At 69.2% G+C, this 14,738-nt stretch carries 13 protein-coding genes; 6 read left to right on the top strand and 7 right to left on the bottom strand.

Annotation, left to right across the window (positions count from 1 at the left end; translation table 11 throughout):
- Positions 1–21: 21 nt before the first annotated feature.
- The 4 genes from ACFQ00_RS07200 to ACFQ00_RS07185 are packed head-to-tail and all read left to right on the top strand — an operon-like array spanning position 22 to position 6,393.
- The gene (locus ACFQ00_RS07200; RefSeq protein ID WP_381488323.1) at positions 22–1,014 is read left to right on the top strand and encodes an AAA family ATPase; all 993 of its coding nucleotides are present in this window, start codon (positions 22–24) and stop codon (positions 1,012–1,014) included.
- A complete protein-coding gene (locus ACFQ00_RS07195; RefSeq protein ID WP_381488320.1) occupies positions 1,011–1,835 on the top strand; it encodes a DUF58 domain-containing protein in 825 nt (274 codons plus the stop codon). The genes ACFQ00_RS07200 and ACFQ00_RS07195 overlap by 4 nt, the downstream gene beginning before the upstream one ends.
- On the top strand, positions 1,835–4,363 hold the full coding sequence (locus tag ACFQ00_RS07190; protein WP_381488317.1) for a DUF4159 domain-containing protein: 2,529 nt from the start codon (positions 1,835–1,837) through the stop codon (positions 4,361–4,363). Before ACFQ00_RS07195 ends, ACFQ00_RS07190 begins: the two co-directional genes overlap by 1 nt.
- Complete coding sequence (locus tag ACFQ00_RS07185; protein ID WP_381488314.1) at positions 4,360–6,393, top strand: hypothetical protein; 2,034 nt, start codon at positions 4,360–4,362, stop codon at positions 6,391–6,393. The genes ACFQ00_RS07190 and ACFQ00_RS07185 overlap by 4 nt, the downstream gene beginning before the upstream one ends.
- Here the strand turns inward: ACFQ00_RS07185 and ACFQ00_RS07180 are convergent.
- Entirely contained in the window at positions 6,323–6,892 is a 570-nt protein-coding gene (locus tag ACFQ00_RS07180; protein WP_381488311.1) for a GNAT family N-acetyltransferase, read from the bottom strand. The two genes, ACFQ00_RS07185 and ACFQ00_RS07180, sit on opposite strands and share 71 nt — an antisense overlap.
- Before the next feature lie 204 nt (positions 6,893–7,096).
- Between ACFQ00_RS07180 and ACFQ00_RS07175 the strand changes: the two genes are divergently transcribed.
- Entirely contained in the window at positions 7,097–7,732 is a 636-nt protein-coding gene (locus ACFQ00_RS07175; protein WP_381488308.1) for a glutathione S-transferase family protein, read from the top strand.
- Positions 7,732–8,505 (top strand): class I SAM-dependent methyltransferase, encoded by a 774-nt coding sequence (locus ACFQ00_RS07170; protein WP_381488306.1) that lies wholly within the window; start codon positions 7,732–7,734, stop codon positions 8,503–8,505. Before ACFQ00_RS07175 ends, ACFQ00_RS07170 begins: the two co-directional genes overlap by 1 nt.
- Before the next feature lie 80 nt (positions 8,506–8,585).
- Here the strand turns inward: ACFQ00_RS07170 and ACFQ00_RS07165 are convergent, their stop codons facing one another.
- The 6 genes from ACFQ00_RS07165 to ACFQ00_RS07140 form a co-directional block, all read right to left on the bottom strand.
- Positions 8,586–9,191 carry a F0F1 ATP synthase subunit B family protein gene (locus ACFQ00_RS07165; RefSeq protein ID WP_381488303.1) on the bottom strand — a complete coding sequence of 202 codons (606 nt, stop codon included), beginning with the start codon at positions 9,189–9,191 and terminating at the stop codon, positions 8,586–8,588.
- A 9-nt stretch (positions 9,192–9,200) separates the two neighbouring features.
- Positions 9,201–9,683 carry a F0F1 ATP synthase subunit B family protein gene (locus tag ACFQ00_RS07160; RefSeq protein WP_381488300.1) on the bottom strand — a complete coding sequence of 161 codons (483 nt, stop codon included), beginning with the start codon at positions 9,681–9,683 and terminating at the stop codon, positions 9,201–9,203.
- Between the two features lie 84 nt (positions 9,684–9,767).
- Positions 9,768–9,992: a F0F1 ATP synthase subunit C gene (locus tag ACFQ00_RS07155; RefSeq protein ID WP_121048099.1), complete on the bottom strand. Its 225-nt coding sequence runs from the start codon at positions 9,990–9,992 to the stop codon at positions 9,768–9,770.
- Between the two features lie 45 nt (positions 9,993–10,037).
- The gene (locus ACFQ00_RS07150) at positions 10,038–10,766 is read right to left on the bottom strand and encodes a F0F1 ATP synthase subunit A (protein ID WP_381488296.1); all 729 of its coding nucleotides are present in this window, start codon (positions 10,764–10,766) and stop codon (positions 10,038–10,040) included.
- Positions 10,767–10,788: 22 nt separating this feature from the next.
- Positions 10,789–11,088, bottom strand: coding sequence for an AtpZ/AtpI family protein (locus tag ACFQ00_RS07145; protein ID WP_381488293.1), 300 nt, complete (start codon positions 11,086–11,088; stop codon positions 10,789–10,791).
- Between the two features lie 178 nt (positions 11,089–11,266).
- Positions 11,267–14,722 carry a chromosome segregation SMC family protein gene (locus tag ACFQ00_RS07140; RefSeq protein WP_381488289.1) on the bottom strand — a complete coding sequence of 1,152 codons (3,456 nt, stop codon included), beginning with the start codon at positions 14,720–14,722 and terminating at the stop codon, positions 11,267–11,269.
- Between the last annotated feature and the right edge of the window lie 16 nt (positions 14,723–14,738).

The following is a 14,738-nucleotide window of genomic DNA, read 5'->3' as shown; positions in this document are numbered from 1 at the left end:
CACCCGACGTATTAGAGTGCCGTGAACACCGAACCCAAGCCCCCTCTCGACGTCAAGCAGGCCGAAGCGCGCTTCGATGCGCTTGCCGCCAGCTTTGCAAGCGCCCGCGCCGAGATCGGCCGCACCATCATCGGGCAGGAGCGCGTCATCGATCTGGCGCTCGTCGCCCTCCTCGCGGGTGGCCACGCGCTCGTCGTCGGCCTGCCCGGCCTCGCGAAGACGCGCCTCGTGAAGACGCTCGGCACGGTCCTCGGCCTCGACACGCGCCGCATCCAGTTCACGCCCGACCTCGTCCCGTCGGACATTCTCGGCGCCGAGGTGCTCGAACAGTCCCGCGAAGGCGACCGCGCGTTCCGCTTCATCGAAGGCCCGGTCTTCACGCAGCTTTTGATGGCGGACGAGATCAACCGTGCCAGCCCCCGCACCCAGTCCGCGCTGCTGGAGGCCATGCAGGAACGGCAGGTGAGCGTCGCGGGCGCCGCGCGGCCCCTGCCCCGCCCGTTCCACGTGCTCGCCACGCAGAACCCCATCGAGCAGGAAGGCACCTACCCGCTCCCCGAGGCCCAGCTCGATCGCTTCCTGCTCCAGATCGACATCGATTTCCCCGCGCTCGCCGACGAACGCGCCATCCTCGTCGCCACCACGGGCGCGGACGAGCCTGTTCCGCAAGCCATGCTGAAAGCCGCCGATCTCATCGAGGCACAGACGCTTCTCACGCACATGCCCGTGCCCGAAGGCGTCGTCGACGCGATCCTCCGCGCCGTGCGCAGCCTCCGCCCCGGCCCCGAAAACCCTGGCCTCCTCTGGGGACCGGGACCGCGCGGCGGACAGGCGCTGATCACGGCGGCGCGCGCCCGCGCCTTCTTGCAAGGCCGCGCCGTGCCGCTGCTGGAGGACGTCGCGGCGCTGCTCCAGCCCGCGCTCGGCCACCGCGTCCAGCTCGGCTTCGCGGCGCGCAGCGAAGGCCGCACCGTCGCCGAGCTCATCCGGACGATCGAATCCGGTCTGGAGTGAGCGGGCTCCTCGACGCCGAACGCATCGCGGCCATGCTCGGCCCGCTGCGCCTCACGCGCGCCCGCGCCCGCGCCGCGCGACAGGCGGGCGCGCACCCCCGCCGCGCGGCAGGACCGGGCTCGGAATTCTGGCAATACCGGATGCTCACCCCCGGCGAGGCGGCGGACAAGGTGGATTGGCGCCGCTCGGGCCGCAGCGACGCGCTCTACGTGCGCGAGCGCGAGCGCGAAGACCCCGTGCGCCTGTGGCTCTGGTCCGACGCGAGCGCCTCGATGGACTACGCCTCCGATGAATCCCTGCCCCGCAAGAAAACGCTCGCGGATACGCTCGTCGCCGCGCTCGGCCTCGCCGCGTACGAGGCAGGCGAGACGTGCTGCGCGCCTCCCGATCCGCGCCCTTTGCGCGGTGACGCCCTGCTCGCGCCGCACGGCCACGGCGATGTCCCCCTGCTCACGAACCCCGGCCCCGCCGATATCGTGCTCGCGGCAGGGGATTTCCTCAGCCCCGGCGCGCTCGACTGGATCGCCGCCGCAGCGGCAGCTGGCGCGCAGGGCGTCGTCATCGCCGTCGCCGATCCCGCCGAGATCGCCTTCCCCTTCGCGGGCCGCGTGCATTTCGATGCCGTCGAGCCCGGCGATCGCCCGTTCGAGGCGGGCCGCGTCGAAGCCCTCAGCGAAACCTATGCCGCCGCATGGGCCGCGCACCGCGCGCGCATCGCCGCCGCCTGCGACCGCCCAGGCTGGCTGCTCGTCGAGGCGGTGACAAGCGATGACGCCGCCGCGCACGCCGCGCGCATCGCAAACTGGCTGCGCGCGGCCTGATGGGCGGCGCATTCAGCTTCGCCGTGCCGTGGCTGCTCGCCGCAGGCCTAGCGCTGCCGTTCCTCTGGTTCCTGCTGCGCCGCCTGCCGCCCGCCGTGCGCCGCGTCCGCCTGCCCTCGATCGTGCTGCTCGGCGACGCCGAAATCCCGCCGCCGCCCGTCGCGACGCCGCCGTGGTGGCTGGTGCTGCTGCGGATCGGCATCGTCGCACTGCTCCTCGTCGGCCTCGCCGGGCCGGTCTGGAAGCCGACACCTGCAACAGCGCCGCCCGCACGCCTCGCCATCGTCGTCGACAACGGCTGGTCCGCCGCCTCGCAGTGGGACCGGCTCGTCACCGCCGCCGCCGAGCGCATCGATACGCTTCCGGCAACGACGCGCTTCACGATCCTCCCCACCGCCTTCGATGGACCGGCGCCCACCGCGCACTGGGTCGATGCGCCGACGGCAAAGGCCCAGCTCGCCGCGCTCTCGCCGCTGCCGTGGCCGGCGGACCGCGCCCGCCGCGCCGCCGCGCTGCCGAAGGACGCCGCCTTCCTCTGGGTGTCGGACGGCGTTGAGGACGCAGGCGCCCCCGCGCTCCGCCGCGCGCTGGCGGGCGGCGAACTCCTCGCTTTGCCGCCCGCCGAACCCGCCATCCGCATCGCCGGGCGCACCAACGACGGCTGGAGCGGACAGGTTATCGCGCCGCCCGGCCTTGCGGCTGCCACACTCGGCTTCCGCAGCCGTCGGGGCCAGACGCTCTCCAGCGAGCCCCTCCAGTTCGAAGGCGACGTCGCGACCTTCCGCGTCCGCCTCGACGCCTCGGAGCGCGCCGACGTGAGCCGCCTCACCGTCGGCGGCAGCGCGCAGGCGATCTACCTTGCAGACGGCAGCGCGGCGCGTCCGCGTGTCGTCGTCATAGAAGGCCCATCGAACGCCCCGCCGCTCGAATCAGGCGGCTACTACGTGCGCCGCGCACTCGAACCGCACGCCGAGATCAAGACCGGCACGCTCGCCACCGCCGCCGAAGACCCCGCGACGCTGTTCGTGCTCACCGATGTCGCCGCCGAGCCCGCGCAGGCGAAACCGCTGCTGGAGCGCGTGGAGAAAGGCGCCGTCGTCATCCTCTTCGCCGGGCCGCGCATCGCCGAAAACGGTAGCGCGCTCTCGCCCGTACCCTTGCGCGCGGGCGCACGCGCACTTGGCGGCGTACTCTCGTGGCAACAGCCGCAGGCGATCGGCGGTTTCGAAGCCGCCGGGCCGCTCGCCGGGCTTCCCATACCGGCGGAAGCGCGCGTCGCGCGCCAGCTTCTCGCCGCGTCGGATGCTGACGCGATGCGCTGGGCATGGCTTGCGGACGGCACGCCGATGGTGAGCGCGGCGCGGCGCGGCGCGGGGCTTCTCATCCTCGTCCACACCGCCGCCGACCCATCGTGGTCCACGCTCCCCCTCAGCGGCCTCTTTGAAGCGATGTTGCGCCGCCTGCTGCCGCTCGGCGCCAATCCGGCCTCGATCGACATCGCGGGCGCGAAGCCGTGGGTGCTCGAACGGATGCTCGGCGCGCGCGGCGAATGGCAGGAACCCGCCCAGCCTGTCACGATTCCCGCCGCAGCGTTTGACGCCGCCGTGGCAAGCGCGGCCTCGCCGCCCGGCCTCTATCGCAGCGGCGATGCGCGCAGGGTCATCAACCTCGCGGGCGCGCTCGGCCCGCGCTTCAGCTTCGCGCCCGTCGGCACGCAGGGCCTTCGCCCCGCCGCCGAAGCCGCGCCGCCGGTCGATATCGGCGCATGGCTGATCCTCGCCGCCGTGCTGCTCGCGCTTGTGGACATCCTCGTCGCGCTTCGCCTGCGCGGCGCACTCGTGCCGGTCGCGGCTGCGATGCTCTTCGTCATGGCTCCCAAACCCGCGGAGGCCGCCGATCTCCAGCTCGCCTACGTGCGCACCGGCAGCGCCGCCGCAGACGCAGGCGTCGCGCGCGGCCTCGAAACGCTCGGGCAGACGCTCACGCGCCGCACCTCCGTCTCGCCCGCCAAGCCCGCCGCCGTCGATCCCGCGCGCGATCCGCTCGGCGCCTATCCTGTGCTCTATTGGCCCGCCGGGCAGGTACGCTCCATGTCTCCGGCAACCGCGCTGAAGCTCCGCGCCTACATCGCCGCCGGCGGCCTGGTGCTCTTCGATTTCGGGCGGCCGCTTGGTGCGGGCAGCGGCGCGCGCGATCTACTGGAACCGCTCGGTCTGCCCGCGCTCAGCGAAGTCGGCAGCGAACATGTGCTCTCGCGCAGCTTCTACCTGCTGCACAGCTACGCAGGCGGCGCAGTCTGGACCGAAGCGGGCACCGATGGTGGAGACGGCCGCGTGTCCGGCGTCGTCATCGGCGGTGGGGATTGGGCCTCGCTCTGGTCGAGCGACCGTGCCGTCAGCCCGTCGCAGCGTGAGCAAGCGCTGCGCTTCGGCGTCAATCTCGTGATGTATGCGCTCACCGGCACCTACAAGGCCGATCAGGTCCACACGCGCGCGCTTCTTGAGCGCATGGGCGAAAAGCCGCGATGACGGAGCGCGCGATCAGCTTCGTGCCGCTGCTGCCGTGGTGGGGCGTCGTTCTCGTCGGCGTGCTGTTCGCGGCGGGGCTCGGCCTCGTGCTGTGGCGCGCGCCACGCCTGTTCTGGCCCCGCGCGCTCATCGCCGCGATCCTGATGTTGCTGCTCGCAAACCCCGTGTGGCTTCAGGAGCGCCGCGCCGTGCGCCCGGACGTCGCCGTCGCCGTTGTCGACCGTTCGGCGAGCATGGGCATCGGAAACCGCACCCGCGAAGCAGACGCCGCACTCGCCGCGCTGCGCCGGGATTCTCCGGGCGTCGAGTGGCGCGTCGTCACCGTGCCGCAGGCGCCCGGCGAACCGACACGCCTTGCCGCCGCCATCGAACGCGCCGCGTCGGACGCGCCTGCCGGGCGCCTCGCGGGCGTCGTCGTGCTCAGCGACGGCATTTCGGCGGATGCGCCCGATCCGCGCCTGCTTCCCGCAAACGTGCCGCTGCATCACCTGATCGCGGGCGATCCCGACACGCCCGACCGCCGCCTCATCGTCGAGCGCGTGCCGAGCTACAGCGTCGTCGGCCAGCCCGCCGAGGTCGTGATCCGCATAGACGACGGCCCGAACGCGCCGCGCGGCACGGCCGCGCTCACGCAGCAGGTCGCGGGCGGCCGCACCACCGAGCGCGATGTGCCGACCGGCGAACCGGTGCGCCTCTCCGTCCCCGTCACCCGGCGCGGCACGATCGAGATGGCGCTTTCGGTCGCGGCGCTTTCCGGCGGCGAAGCGACGCTCGTCAACAACCGCGCGCTCGTCCGGCTGAACGGCGTCACGGACCGGCTGCGCGTGCTGCTCGTCTCTGGCGTGCCCTATCCCGGCGGGCGTGTCTGGCGCGACATCCTGAAAAGCGATTCCAACATCGATCTCGTGCACTTCACGATCCTGCGCCTGCCGACCAGCTTCGACACCACGCCGCCCGACGAGATGTCGCTGATCCCCTTCCCCGTCGAGGAACTGTTCGAGCAGCATCTCGGCGACTTCGATCTCATCATCTTCGACCGTTTCAGCCTCTCCGAGCTGCTCTCGCCGATCTATTTCCAGGATCTCGGCGCGCGCGTGAAAGACGGGGGCGGTCTGCTCGTCGTCACAGGTGAGGAATTCGCGTCCGAAGGCGGCCTCGCCGCCACCGAGCTTGCACCCGTTCTCCCCGCGCGCACCGCCGGGCCGGGCATCGAAGTGCCGTTCCGCCCGCTCCTCACCCCCACGGGTCGCCGCCATCCCGTCACCGCCGAGCTTCCGAAAATCTGGGGCGGCGATGCGTGGGGCCGCTGGGGCTCGCAAAGCGACATGACGCCGACCTCCGGCGAGGTGTTGATGTCGGGTGCCGGGGACAAGCCGCTCGTCATCCTCGACCGCGTCGGGCGCGGGCGTGTCGGGCTCATCGCCTCCACGAACGTCTGGTGGTGGTCGCGCGGCGTCGACGGCGCGGGGCCGCACGCGGAGCTTCTCCGTCGCATCGCGCACTGGCTGATGCAGGAGCCCGATCTCGACGAGAACCGCCTCGAAGCCTCCGCAAAGGCCCGCCGCATCGACATCACCGCGCACGGCCTCACCCCGCCCGAAGCCGCGATCCTCACCGATCCCGCCGACAACGATCGTGGCATCCCGCTCGAACCGCGCGGCGAAGGCGTCACCGGCGCGAGCGTCACGGTCGGCGCGGACGGGCTCTACCGCGTCGCGGCAGGCGACCGCATCCGCTACGTCCTCGCGGGCGACAGCGCCGAATTCGCCGAAGTCCGCCCCCGCGAAGCCCCCCTTGTCGCTCCGGTCAAAGCCTCGGGCGGCGGCAGCTACTGGCTGCGGGACGGCGTCCCCAAAGTCCGCCGCATCGCCCCAACCGATACGGCTGCGGGCGCCGGCTGGCTCGGCCTCGTCGAGAACCGCAGCGGATCACTCGTCGCAGTCGACGAGAAGCCCCTCATCATGCCGCCGCTGGCGCTGCTGCTCGCCGCGGGCCTTTTTGTGCTGGCGTGGTGGCGCGAACGGCGCTGAGCGCCTTGGTGGGCCGAAGTGTGCCGGCAGTGTTTAGCACCAGCCCTTCAGGCAACCGCGCAAGCAGCCGGTGCCGCTCCACCGGACCCGGCACCGCCCAGTCCCCCGTCGCCTCCGCCGTAAACCCGAAGCGGCCATAATATTCCGGATCCCCGATCAGCACGATCGCGCTCCGCCCCATGGCGTCGGCTGCCGCGATCGCGGTCTCCATAAGCGCGGCGCCGATGCCCGTACCCTGCAGGCTCTTCGCCACCGCGACCGGTCCGAGCAGCGTCAATGCGTGCACGCCCTCTGCTGTCGCGAGTTCGATCGGCCAGAGCTGGATCGAGCCGATAAGAGCACCGTCGGCGTCCAGCGCCACGAAGCTCAACCCGTCCACCGCGCGCACGCCGTCGCGCAGGCGATAGGCGGTGCGGCCGTGCCGGGCGGAACCGAAAACGTCGTCGAGAAGCGCTTCAATGGCAGCGCCGTGCCGGGCGCTGGCGGGCACGATAATCATGTGCGGAACTTTCAAGTCTTCGAGTGACAGGAGGATGAAGAATGGCCACGCGCCATCCGCGCCGCTTTCAGCGGCGTCTATCCTCGTCGTAGTCCTCGAACCTCGAACGTCATTGCGCGGGAACCCTGTTCCTTGTTGCGGCTAGCGCGCATAGACGAGAACGTGGCCTCGTGCAATCAGCTTTGCGAAACAGGGGAATCGACCATGAAGCTCTACGGCATGAACCGCGCGCCCAATCCGCGCCGCGTCACCATCTTCCTCGCCGAAAAAGGTATCCCGATCGAGATCGAGGAGGTGAACGTCGCCGAGGGCGGGAACCGCACGCCCGAATATCTCGCCGTCAATCCGCGCGGTCTCATCCCGGCGCTGGTGCTGGACGACGGCACGGTGATCGACGAATCGATCGCCATCTGCCGCTACTTCGAAACGCTGCACCCCGAGCCGAACCTGATGGGCCGCGATGCGAAAGAAGCTGGCGTCATCGAATGCTGGCAGCGCCGCATCGAGTTCGACGGGCTGGCGACCATCGCCTCCGTCTACCGAAACACGCAGCCACTATTTGCCAACCGCGCGCAGCCCGGCGGCGGGCCGGATACGGCACAGATCGCGGAGCTTGCAGAGCGCGGCCGTATCCTGCTGCCGGGCTTCTTCACGATGCTCAACGATCGCCTCGGCGAAAGCGCCTATGTCGCCGGCGACCGCTACACGATCGCCGACATCACCGCGATCATCGCGATCGATTTCGCCCGCTGGATCAAGGTGCGCATCCCCGAAGATCACACGAACACGCTGCGCTGGCACGCCGAGGTGACGGACCGTCCAAGCTACGCGGCGGGGTAATGAACACCGTCCACGACAGCGCAGCGGCGGGATACACCGCAGCCGCGCAGACCTATGTGCGCGGACGACCCGATTATCCGACCGAAGCAGGCGCCTGGCTGCGTGAAATCGTCGAACTGGCGCCCGGCAAGTCCGTTCTCGATCTTGGCGCGGGAACGGGCAAGTTCGTACCGCTGCTCCGCGAAAGCGGCGCAAAGGTGCTCGCACTGGAACCCGTCGCGGCCATGCGCGCTGAACTCGTGGAGCGTTACGGCGACGTGGAGGCGCTTGCCGGAACCGCGGACAATATTCCCCTCCCCAATGCCGCCGTCGATGCGGTCGTCTGCGCGCAGGCGTTCCACTGGTTTGCGACCCGCGAAGCGCTCGCCGAAATCCACCGCGTGCTCGTTCCCGGCGGCGTGCTCGGGCTTATCTGGAACGTTCGCGACACGGATATGCCGTGGGTCGCCGAGCTTGGCAGAATAACCGATGCCTTCGAGGAAGGGACACCGCGTTACCAGAGTGGTGAATGGCGGTGCGTGTTCCCGGCCGAAGGCTTCACCGCGCTCGATGAACGGAGCGCGCGGAATGCCCACGTCGGCAGCGCGGAACAGGTCGTCGTGGAGCGAACGCTCTCCGTGAGCTTCATCGCCGCATTGCCGCCTGAACAACAACGAGAGGTCGAACGCCGCGTGCGTGACCTGATCCGCGCGACACCCGCGCTTTCCGAACGCCCGGACGTTGCGTTTCCCTATGTGACGCGAATGTTCGCCTACCGGAAGAACGCGGAATAACCACCCGATCTCGAACAAACGAAAGGGCCGGAGCGAACGAATCCGCCCCGGCCCATCGAATTCAGTCTGAACCGCGCTGCCTAGTGGAGCCGCCGGTCCAGTTCGCCGATCGCAGCGTCGGTGAGCTTGGTCTTCGTCGCCTTGTCCGTCGTGTCGGCGATGATGCGCGATGCGGCTGCGGTTGCAAGCGTTGCGGCGCGGGCGCGGAGTTCGGCTTCGGCGGCGCGCTCGGCGGCACCGATCTTGGCTTCGGCCATCGCCGTGCGGCGCGCGACCATCGTCTCCGCGCTCTTCTGCGCGGCCGCGGTGATCTGCTCGGCTTCCTGCTTCGCGTGCGCGATGATCGCCGCGGCATCCTTTTCGCCCTGCGCCTCGCGCGCCTTCGCTTCCGCGAGAAGCTTTTCGGCTTCCTCGCGCAGCGTCTTCGCTTCGGCAAGCTGCGCCTTCACCTGCGCGATGCGGGCATCGAGGCCCTGCGCGATCAGCTTCGGCGCCTTCATCACGAAGATCGCGAGGAGGAAGAAGATCGTGATGCTGACGTAGACCCAACCCTCGGCATCGAGCCCGAGCATGACCGGATGCTCGTCATGCGCAGCCTCGTGGGCAACGGTCGCGGTCATCTGATCGACCTCGCCTGCGCTCGGCGGCACATCGACAGGGGTCACATCACCGGCGGGAACTTGCATGGCGACTTCCTACGACAGGCTCGCGGCGACCGCGGCCCTGGCTTCCAATTCGCCGGGACGAACGCCGGTTAGACGCTCCACGACATCGGCCGCCGCTTCGCTCGCCGCGGCATCGATCTCGCCTAGGGCCTTGGCGCGCGCATCTGAAATGCGGGCTTCCGCCGACGCAAGACGCGCATTCAGTTCGGCATCGAGAGCGGCGAGCTTGGCTTCGTTTTCGCGAACCGTAACCGCCTTCGCATCCGACACGACACTCGTCGCGGCATCGCGGGATTTGGCAAGCACCGCATTATAGGCCTCGCCCGTATTCGCGGCAGCCGTGTGTGCCACTTCCGCCGCCGACAGATCGGCCGCAATGATGCTGGCCCGTTCGTCGACGACCTTGCCGATCTTCGGCAGCGTCAGGCGGACGACGCCGAAGTAAAGGATGGCGAATGTGATCGCCAACCAGAACATCTGCGGCAGAAAATTGGACGGGTCGAACTGTGGCATGACTTACCCCGATGCGAATCCGGCTGAGTGATCAAAAGGGCACCGACCGACGCGCATCACGCGCCGGTCCGAAGCCCTGGAAGATCAACCGAACGCGAGCGCGAGCGCAACGACGGCGGCGATGAGGCCGAGGGCCTCGGTCACCGCGAAGCCGAAGATCAGACGGCCACCGAGCTTGTCGGCAGCGGCCGGGTTGCGCAGCGCGCCCTGCAGGAACTGGCCGAAGATCGTGCCCACGCCGATGGCGGCAATGCCCGCGCCGACAGCAGCGAGACCGGCACCGATGAGCTTGGCTGATGCGATATCCATGTTGAAACCCTTCCGTTGAACTAAGCTGTTGGGATTACGTTGAAACTAGTGAAGATTGACCGCGTCGTTCAGGTAGATCGACGTCAGCAGAGCGAACACGTAGGCCTGCACCACGGCGATCATCACTTCGAGCGCGGTGAGCGCGACGTTGACGCCGAGCGGCAGCAGGCCGAACACGCCGAGGCTGACGACGAAACCGCCGAACACCTTCAGAAGCACGTGGCCCGCGGTCATGTTCGCGAACAACCGGATCGCCAGCGTGAACGGCCGCGACAGGAACGAGACGAACTCGATCGCCGTCACCAGCGGCAGCAGCACGATCGGGCAGTCCTTGGGAATGAAGAGCGAGAAGAAGTGGAGCCCGTGGCGCGCGAAGCCGACGCCCAGCACCACGAGGAACACCAGCGCGGCAAGGCCGAAGGTGACCGCGATGTGGCTGGTCGGCGTGAACGCGCCCACGAAGGGCAGCAGGCCGAGAAGGTTGCAGCCGAGCACGAAGATGAAAAGCGCGAACACCAGCGGCACGTACCTGCGGCCTTCCGGCCCGACGTTTTCCGCCAGCATGTTGCGGATGAATTCCTCGAGATACTCGACGGAAGCCTGCCAGCGCCCGGGAACGAGCTTCGGGGCAGCAGTGCCGATGAAGAGGAAACCCGCGACCGTGACGAGCGCGATCATCATCCACAGCGAAGAATTCGTGAACGAGACATCGTAGCCGCCAAGCTCAAGCGAGCTGAGCGTCTTGATCTCGAACTGTTCCATCGGGTTCGCCATTGAACGCCCGCGCTCCTGAACCTTAGTTGTTGTCGTCCGGGTTGCCGTCGAAGTCGCCGCTCTTGCGCATCACCGTGCGCAGACCGGCACCAAAGCCGAGCAAAAAGAACAGGATCATTCCGTAAGGCCCTGTTCCGAACCAGCCGTCGATCAGCCAGCCGAAAAAGGCACCCACGAGGATCGCACCGATGAACTCGATGGCGATCGACCAGCCCCTGTTCTCTTCCCGTTTCAGCCCGTCACGTTTCGGATTGGCCCGTTCTTTCGCCTCGGCAAGCCGGCGACCGAGGTCGTCCGGTTCAGAGCGTCGGTCGTCTGCCAACGATCATCTCCATGCCTAGAGGACGGTTCGAACAGTCCACCCGAAACACAAGCCGTTTCCGGCAAGCGACGAGACGCCGGAGCCGAAACCCCGAACGCGAGCGCACGTTTAGTGGCGGGTTTTCGCCAAGTCAACGCTCGCCTTGCCGCAGCGCGGCATGGCATACACGGCGGCATGTCTACTCCGCCGCGAGCAGCGTTTCCGCGCGGCCGAGGTCCACGGAAACAAGCTGGCTGACGCCCTTCTCGCCCATGGTGACGCCGTACAGGCGGTGCATCCGGCTCATCGTGACGGCGTTGTGCGTCACAATAAGGAAACGCGTGTCGGTCAGCGTCGTCATGCGGTCGAGAAGATCGCAGAAACGCTCGATATTGGCATCGTCGAGCGGCGCATCGACCTCGTCGAGCACGCAGATCGGCGCCGGATTCGTCAGGAACAGGCCGAAGATTAGCGCCACGGCCGTCAGCGCCTGCTCGCCGCCCGAAAGCAGCGTCAGCGACTGCAGCTTCTTGCCCGGCGGCTGCGCCATGATCTCAAGGCCGGCTTCGAGCGGATCGTCCGATTCGATGAGTTCGAGCCGCGCCTCGCCGCCGCCGAACAGGCTGGTGAAGAGGTCGCCGAAGTGGCGGTTCACCTCCTCGAACGCGGTGAGCAGCCGCGCGCGGCCTTCGCGGTTTAGCGAGCCGATGCTGCCACGCAGCCTGGCGATCGCGGTTTCCAGCTCCTCGCGCTCGGATGTCGAGGTGGTCAGCGTCGTCTCGATCTCTTCGAGTTCCACGTCGGCGCGCAGGTTCACCGGCCCCATGCGCTCGCGCTCGCCGGTCAGGCGGTCGAGCCCGGAGTTCAGCGTTTCCGCGTCCTCCATGTTCTCGTCGCTGAACTCGAAGCGCTGAGGCAGCATCTGTGGCGAGCACTGGAAACGCTCGACCGACAGGCGGTTGAGTTCCGTGCGCCGGTGCTCACAGGTCTCGACGCGCACCTCGATGCGCCCGCGTTCTTCGCGCAGGGTCGAGAGAATCTCGGTCGCCTCGCGCGCCTCGCCGTCGATGGTGCGGAGCCCGCCCTCGGCCTCGGCGAGCCGGTCCGCCGCCGCCTGACGCGCGGCCTCTGCGTCAGCAAGATCGCCCGCGAGCCGCGCCTGACGCTCGGCAATCGCTGCGGGCACGTCGGCGATTTCGGCAATCGTTGCGTTCGCCGCCGCGATTCGCGCGGCAAGCTCCTCGCGCTGTGCGGTACTGCCCGAAATGCGACGCTCCCAGGCTTCGCGTTCGGCGGTGATCGCGTCGCGTCGCGCACCATCGCTTTGCAGGCCGCGCTGGAGGGCAACATGTTCGGCGCGCGCCATCGCGAGGTCGGAGCGATGCGCATCGGCCGTATTGCGCGCCGCCGTCACCGCTTCGGTCAGCCCTTCTGCTGCGGGAACCTCCAGAAGCGCGGCTTCCAGTTCCTGCGTCTTCTCGCCGCACTCGGCGATCTGGTCGTTCGCGCGCGTCACGGCTGCCGCAAACGCTTCGAGCTGCGCGGCGCGGCGCTCGACCTCACCCGCGAGCTGCGACATCACCTTCGCCGCTTCAGCACGCGCGGCTTCCGCCCGGCGCAACGCCTGTCGTTCGCCGTCGATTGCGGAGGCGGTTTCGGCGACAATCGCGCGCGCAGCGGCGAACTCGGTATCAAGAGCTTCCACCGCCGCCTCGGCGTCGGGCAGCAATGCCTCAACCTCGGCGAGCCGGTTGCGCTGGCGCAGCTTTTCCGCCGCCGCGCTGCCGTCGCCCGCTTCGGTGCGGAAGCCGTCCCAGCGCACCAAGCGGCCTTCGGTGGTCACCAATCGCTGGCCGACGGAGAGCTTCGCCGCCATCCGGTCCAGCATCTCGTTGTCGACGACACCGATCTGTGCGGCGCGCCGCGCGATTTCCTCGGGCGCCTCGATCACCTCGGAAAGCGGCCGCGCGCCTGCCGGAAGCGCCGGATCCCATTCGCCCTTCGTCGCCCCGCCCCACCGGCGTCCGCTTTCGCCGCCCACCGGCGCCGCCGTGTCGTCGCCGAGCGAGGCCGCGAACGCCGCCTCGAAACCCTTCGCCACGCGCACACGGTCGATCAGCGGCTCGGCATCACCACCACGGCTCGCCGCGAGCGAGCGTTCGAGCGACTGCCTCTCACCGGTGAGCGCGGATAGCGCCGCCTGTGCCTCGCCCCGCTTCGCCTGCGCCGCATCGCGCGCGGTCTCCGCCCCGGCGCGGCGTTCCTCTCCGGTCGCGATCGCGGCGGAGGCACGCTCGGCTTCCGCCTCGGCATCCTTCGCGCGGCCCTCGGCGGTGATCAGCCGCTCGCCCGCGTCATCACCCTGCGCGGCCGCGGCCTGTGCGGCGAGCGTGCGCGTCTTTTCGGATTCGGCCCGCGCGATCTGGGAACGCAGCGCCGAAAGCTCGGCCTCGATCGCGCGGCGCTGTCCCTGCGCCTCGGCCTGCGCGGCAAGCGCATCGGCAAGCGCGCGCTGATCCGCCTCGACGACGGCTTCGAGATCAGTGATGCGTACTTCCGCCGGACCAAGCGCGGCCTCAGCTTCGGCGAGCCGCCCGGCGATGGCCCCGTCTTCCGCCGCCAGCCGTTCGAGCGCGGCGTGCGCATCGTGGTGCAGCGCATCTTCTCGCGCGATGTCGCGCTCCGCCGCCTCGCGCCGCGCTTCGGCCTCGCGGCGTCGGCGCTCGACCTCGTTGAGCTTGGCGTTCAGCGAATCGCGCGAGAGCTTCAGGCGTTGCAGGATCGCCGCGGCTTCGGCCTCGGCCTCGCGCAGCGGCGGCAGGTTCGCGGCGGCGTCCGCCTGCCGCGCCGAGATCGCCGCGCCGAGCCGCGTCGCGTCCTCGATCTTCCCGCGCAGCGCTTCGGCCTCGGCCTTCGCGGCATTCGCGTCGGCGTTCGCCTCAGCGGCCTTCGCGTAGAGCAGCATCGCCTCGGCGATCCGAATCTGCTCGGAGAGTTTCTTGTAGCGCTCCGCCTGACGCGCCTGCCGTTTCAGGTTCGCGGCCTGCGCGGACAGGCCCTGCAGCACATCGTCGAGCCGCGTCAGATTGGTTTCCGCCGCGCGCAAGCGTTGCTCGGCATCCTTGCGGCGCACATGAAGACCCGAAATCCCCGCCGCCTCTTCGAGCAGCAGGCGGCGGTCTTGCGGCTTCGCGGCGATGATCGCGCCGATGCGACCCTGGCTGACGAGCGCGGGCGAGTGCGCGCCGGTCGCCGCGTCGGCGAACAGCAGCTGTACATCCTTCTGGCGCACGTCACGGCCATTGACGCGGTACGCAGAGCCCAGGCCGCGCTCGATGTGGCGAACCACTTCGAGATCGTCCGAATCGTTGAACTGCGCGGGCGCGCGACGGCTCGAATTGTCGAGGTGAAGCGTAACGTGCGCGGCGTCGCGCGCCGGGCGGCGGTCGGTGCCCGCGAAGATCACGTCTTCCATGCCGCCGCCGCGCATGGATTTGGCACTCGATTCGCCCATCACCCAGCGGATGGCTTCAAGGAGGTTTGACTTGCCGCAGCCGTTCGGACCGACGACGCCCGTCAGCCCGTCATCGATCCTGAGTTCCACAGGATCGACGAAGGATTTGAACCCGGCGAGTCTAATCCGCCTGAAATGCACGCGCCCCCCGCTCTCT

This window comes from Sphingosinicella xenopeptidilytica, from assembly GCF_042676985.1.
Lineage (GTDB): Bacteria > Pseudomonadota > Alphaproteobacteria > Sphingomonadales > Sphingomonadaceae > Sphingosinicella > Sphingosinicella xenopeptidilytica.
The sequence above is the reverse complement of the archived record's forward strand: the minus strand, read 5'-3'. Positions and strand labels throughout refer to the sequence as shown.

Coding starts and splice junctions, on each gene's coding strand:
- ACFQ00_RS07190 (WP_381488317.1), top strand. CDS start 1,835: ATGGGCGGCGCATTCAGCTTCGCCGTGCCGTGGCTGCTCGCCGCAGGC.
- ACFQ00_RS07185 (WP_381488314.1), top strand. CDS start 4,360: ATGACGGAGCGCGCGATCAGCTTCGTGCCGCTGCTGCCGTGGTGGGGC.
- ACFQ00_RS07180 (WP_381488311.1), bottom strand. CDS start 6,892: ATGATTATCGTGCCCGCCAGCGCCCGGCACGGCGCTGCCATTGAAGCG.
- ACFQ00_RS07175 (WP_381488308.1), top strand. CDS start 7,097: ATGAAGCTCTACGGCATGAACCGCGCGCCCAATCCGCGCCGCGTCACC.
- ACFQ00_RS07170 (WP_381488306.1), top strand. CDS start 7,732: ATGAACACCGTCCACGACAGCGCAGCGGCGGGATACACCGCAGCCGCG.
- ACFQ00_RS07165 (WP_381488303.1), bottom strand. CDS start 9,191: ATGCAAGTTCCCGCCGGTGATGTGACCCCTGTCGATGTGCCGCCGAGC.
- ACFQ00_RS07160 (WP_381488300.1), bottom strand. CDS start 9,683: ATGCCACAGTTCGACCCGTCCAATTTTCTGCCGCAGATGTTCTGGTTG.
- ACFQ00_RS07155 (WP_121048099.1), bottom strand. CDS start 9,992: ATGGATATCGCATCAGCCAAGCTCATCGGTGCCGGTCTCGCTGCTGTC.
- ACFQ00_RS07150 (WP_381488296.1), bottom strand. CDS start 10,766: ATGGCGAACCCGATGGAACAGTTCGAGATCAAGACGCTCAGCTCGCTT.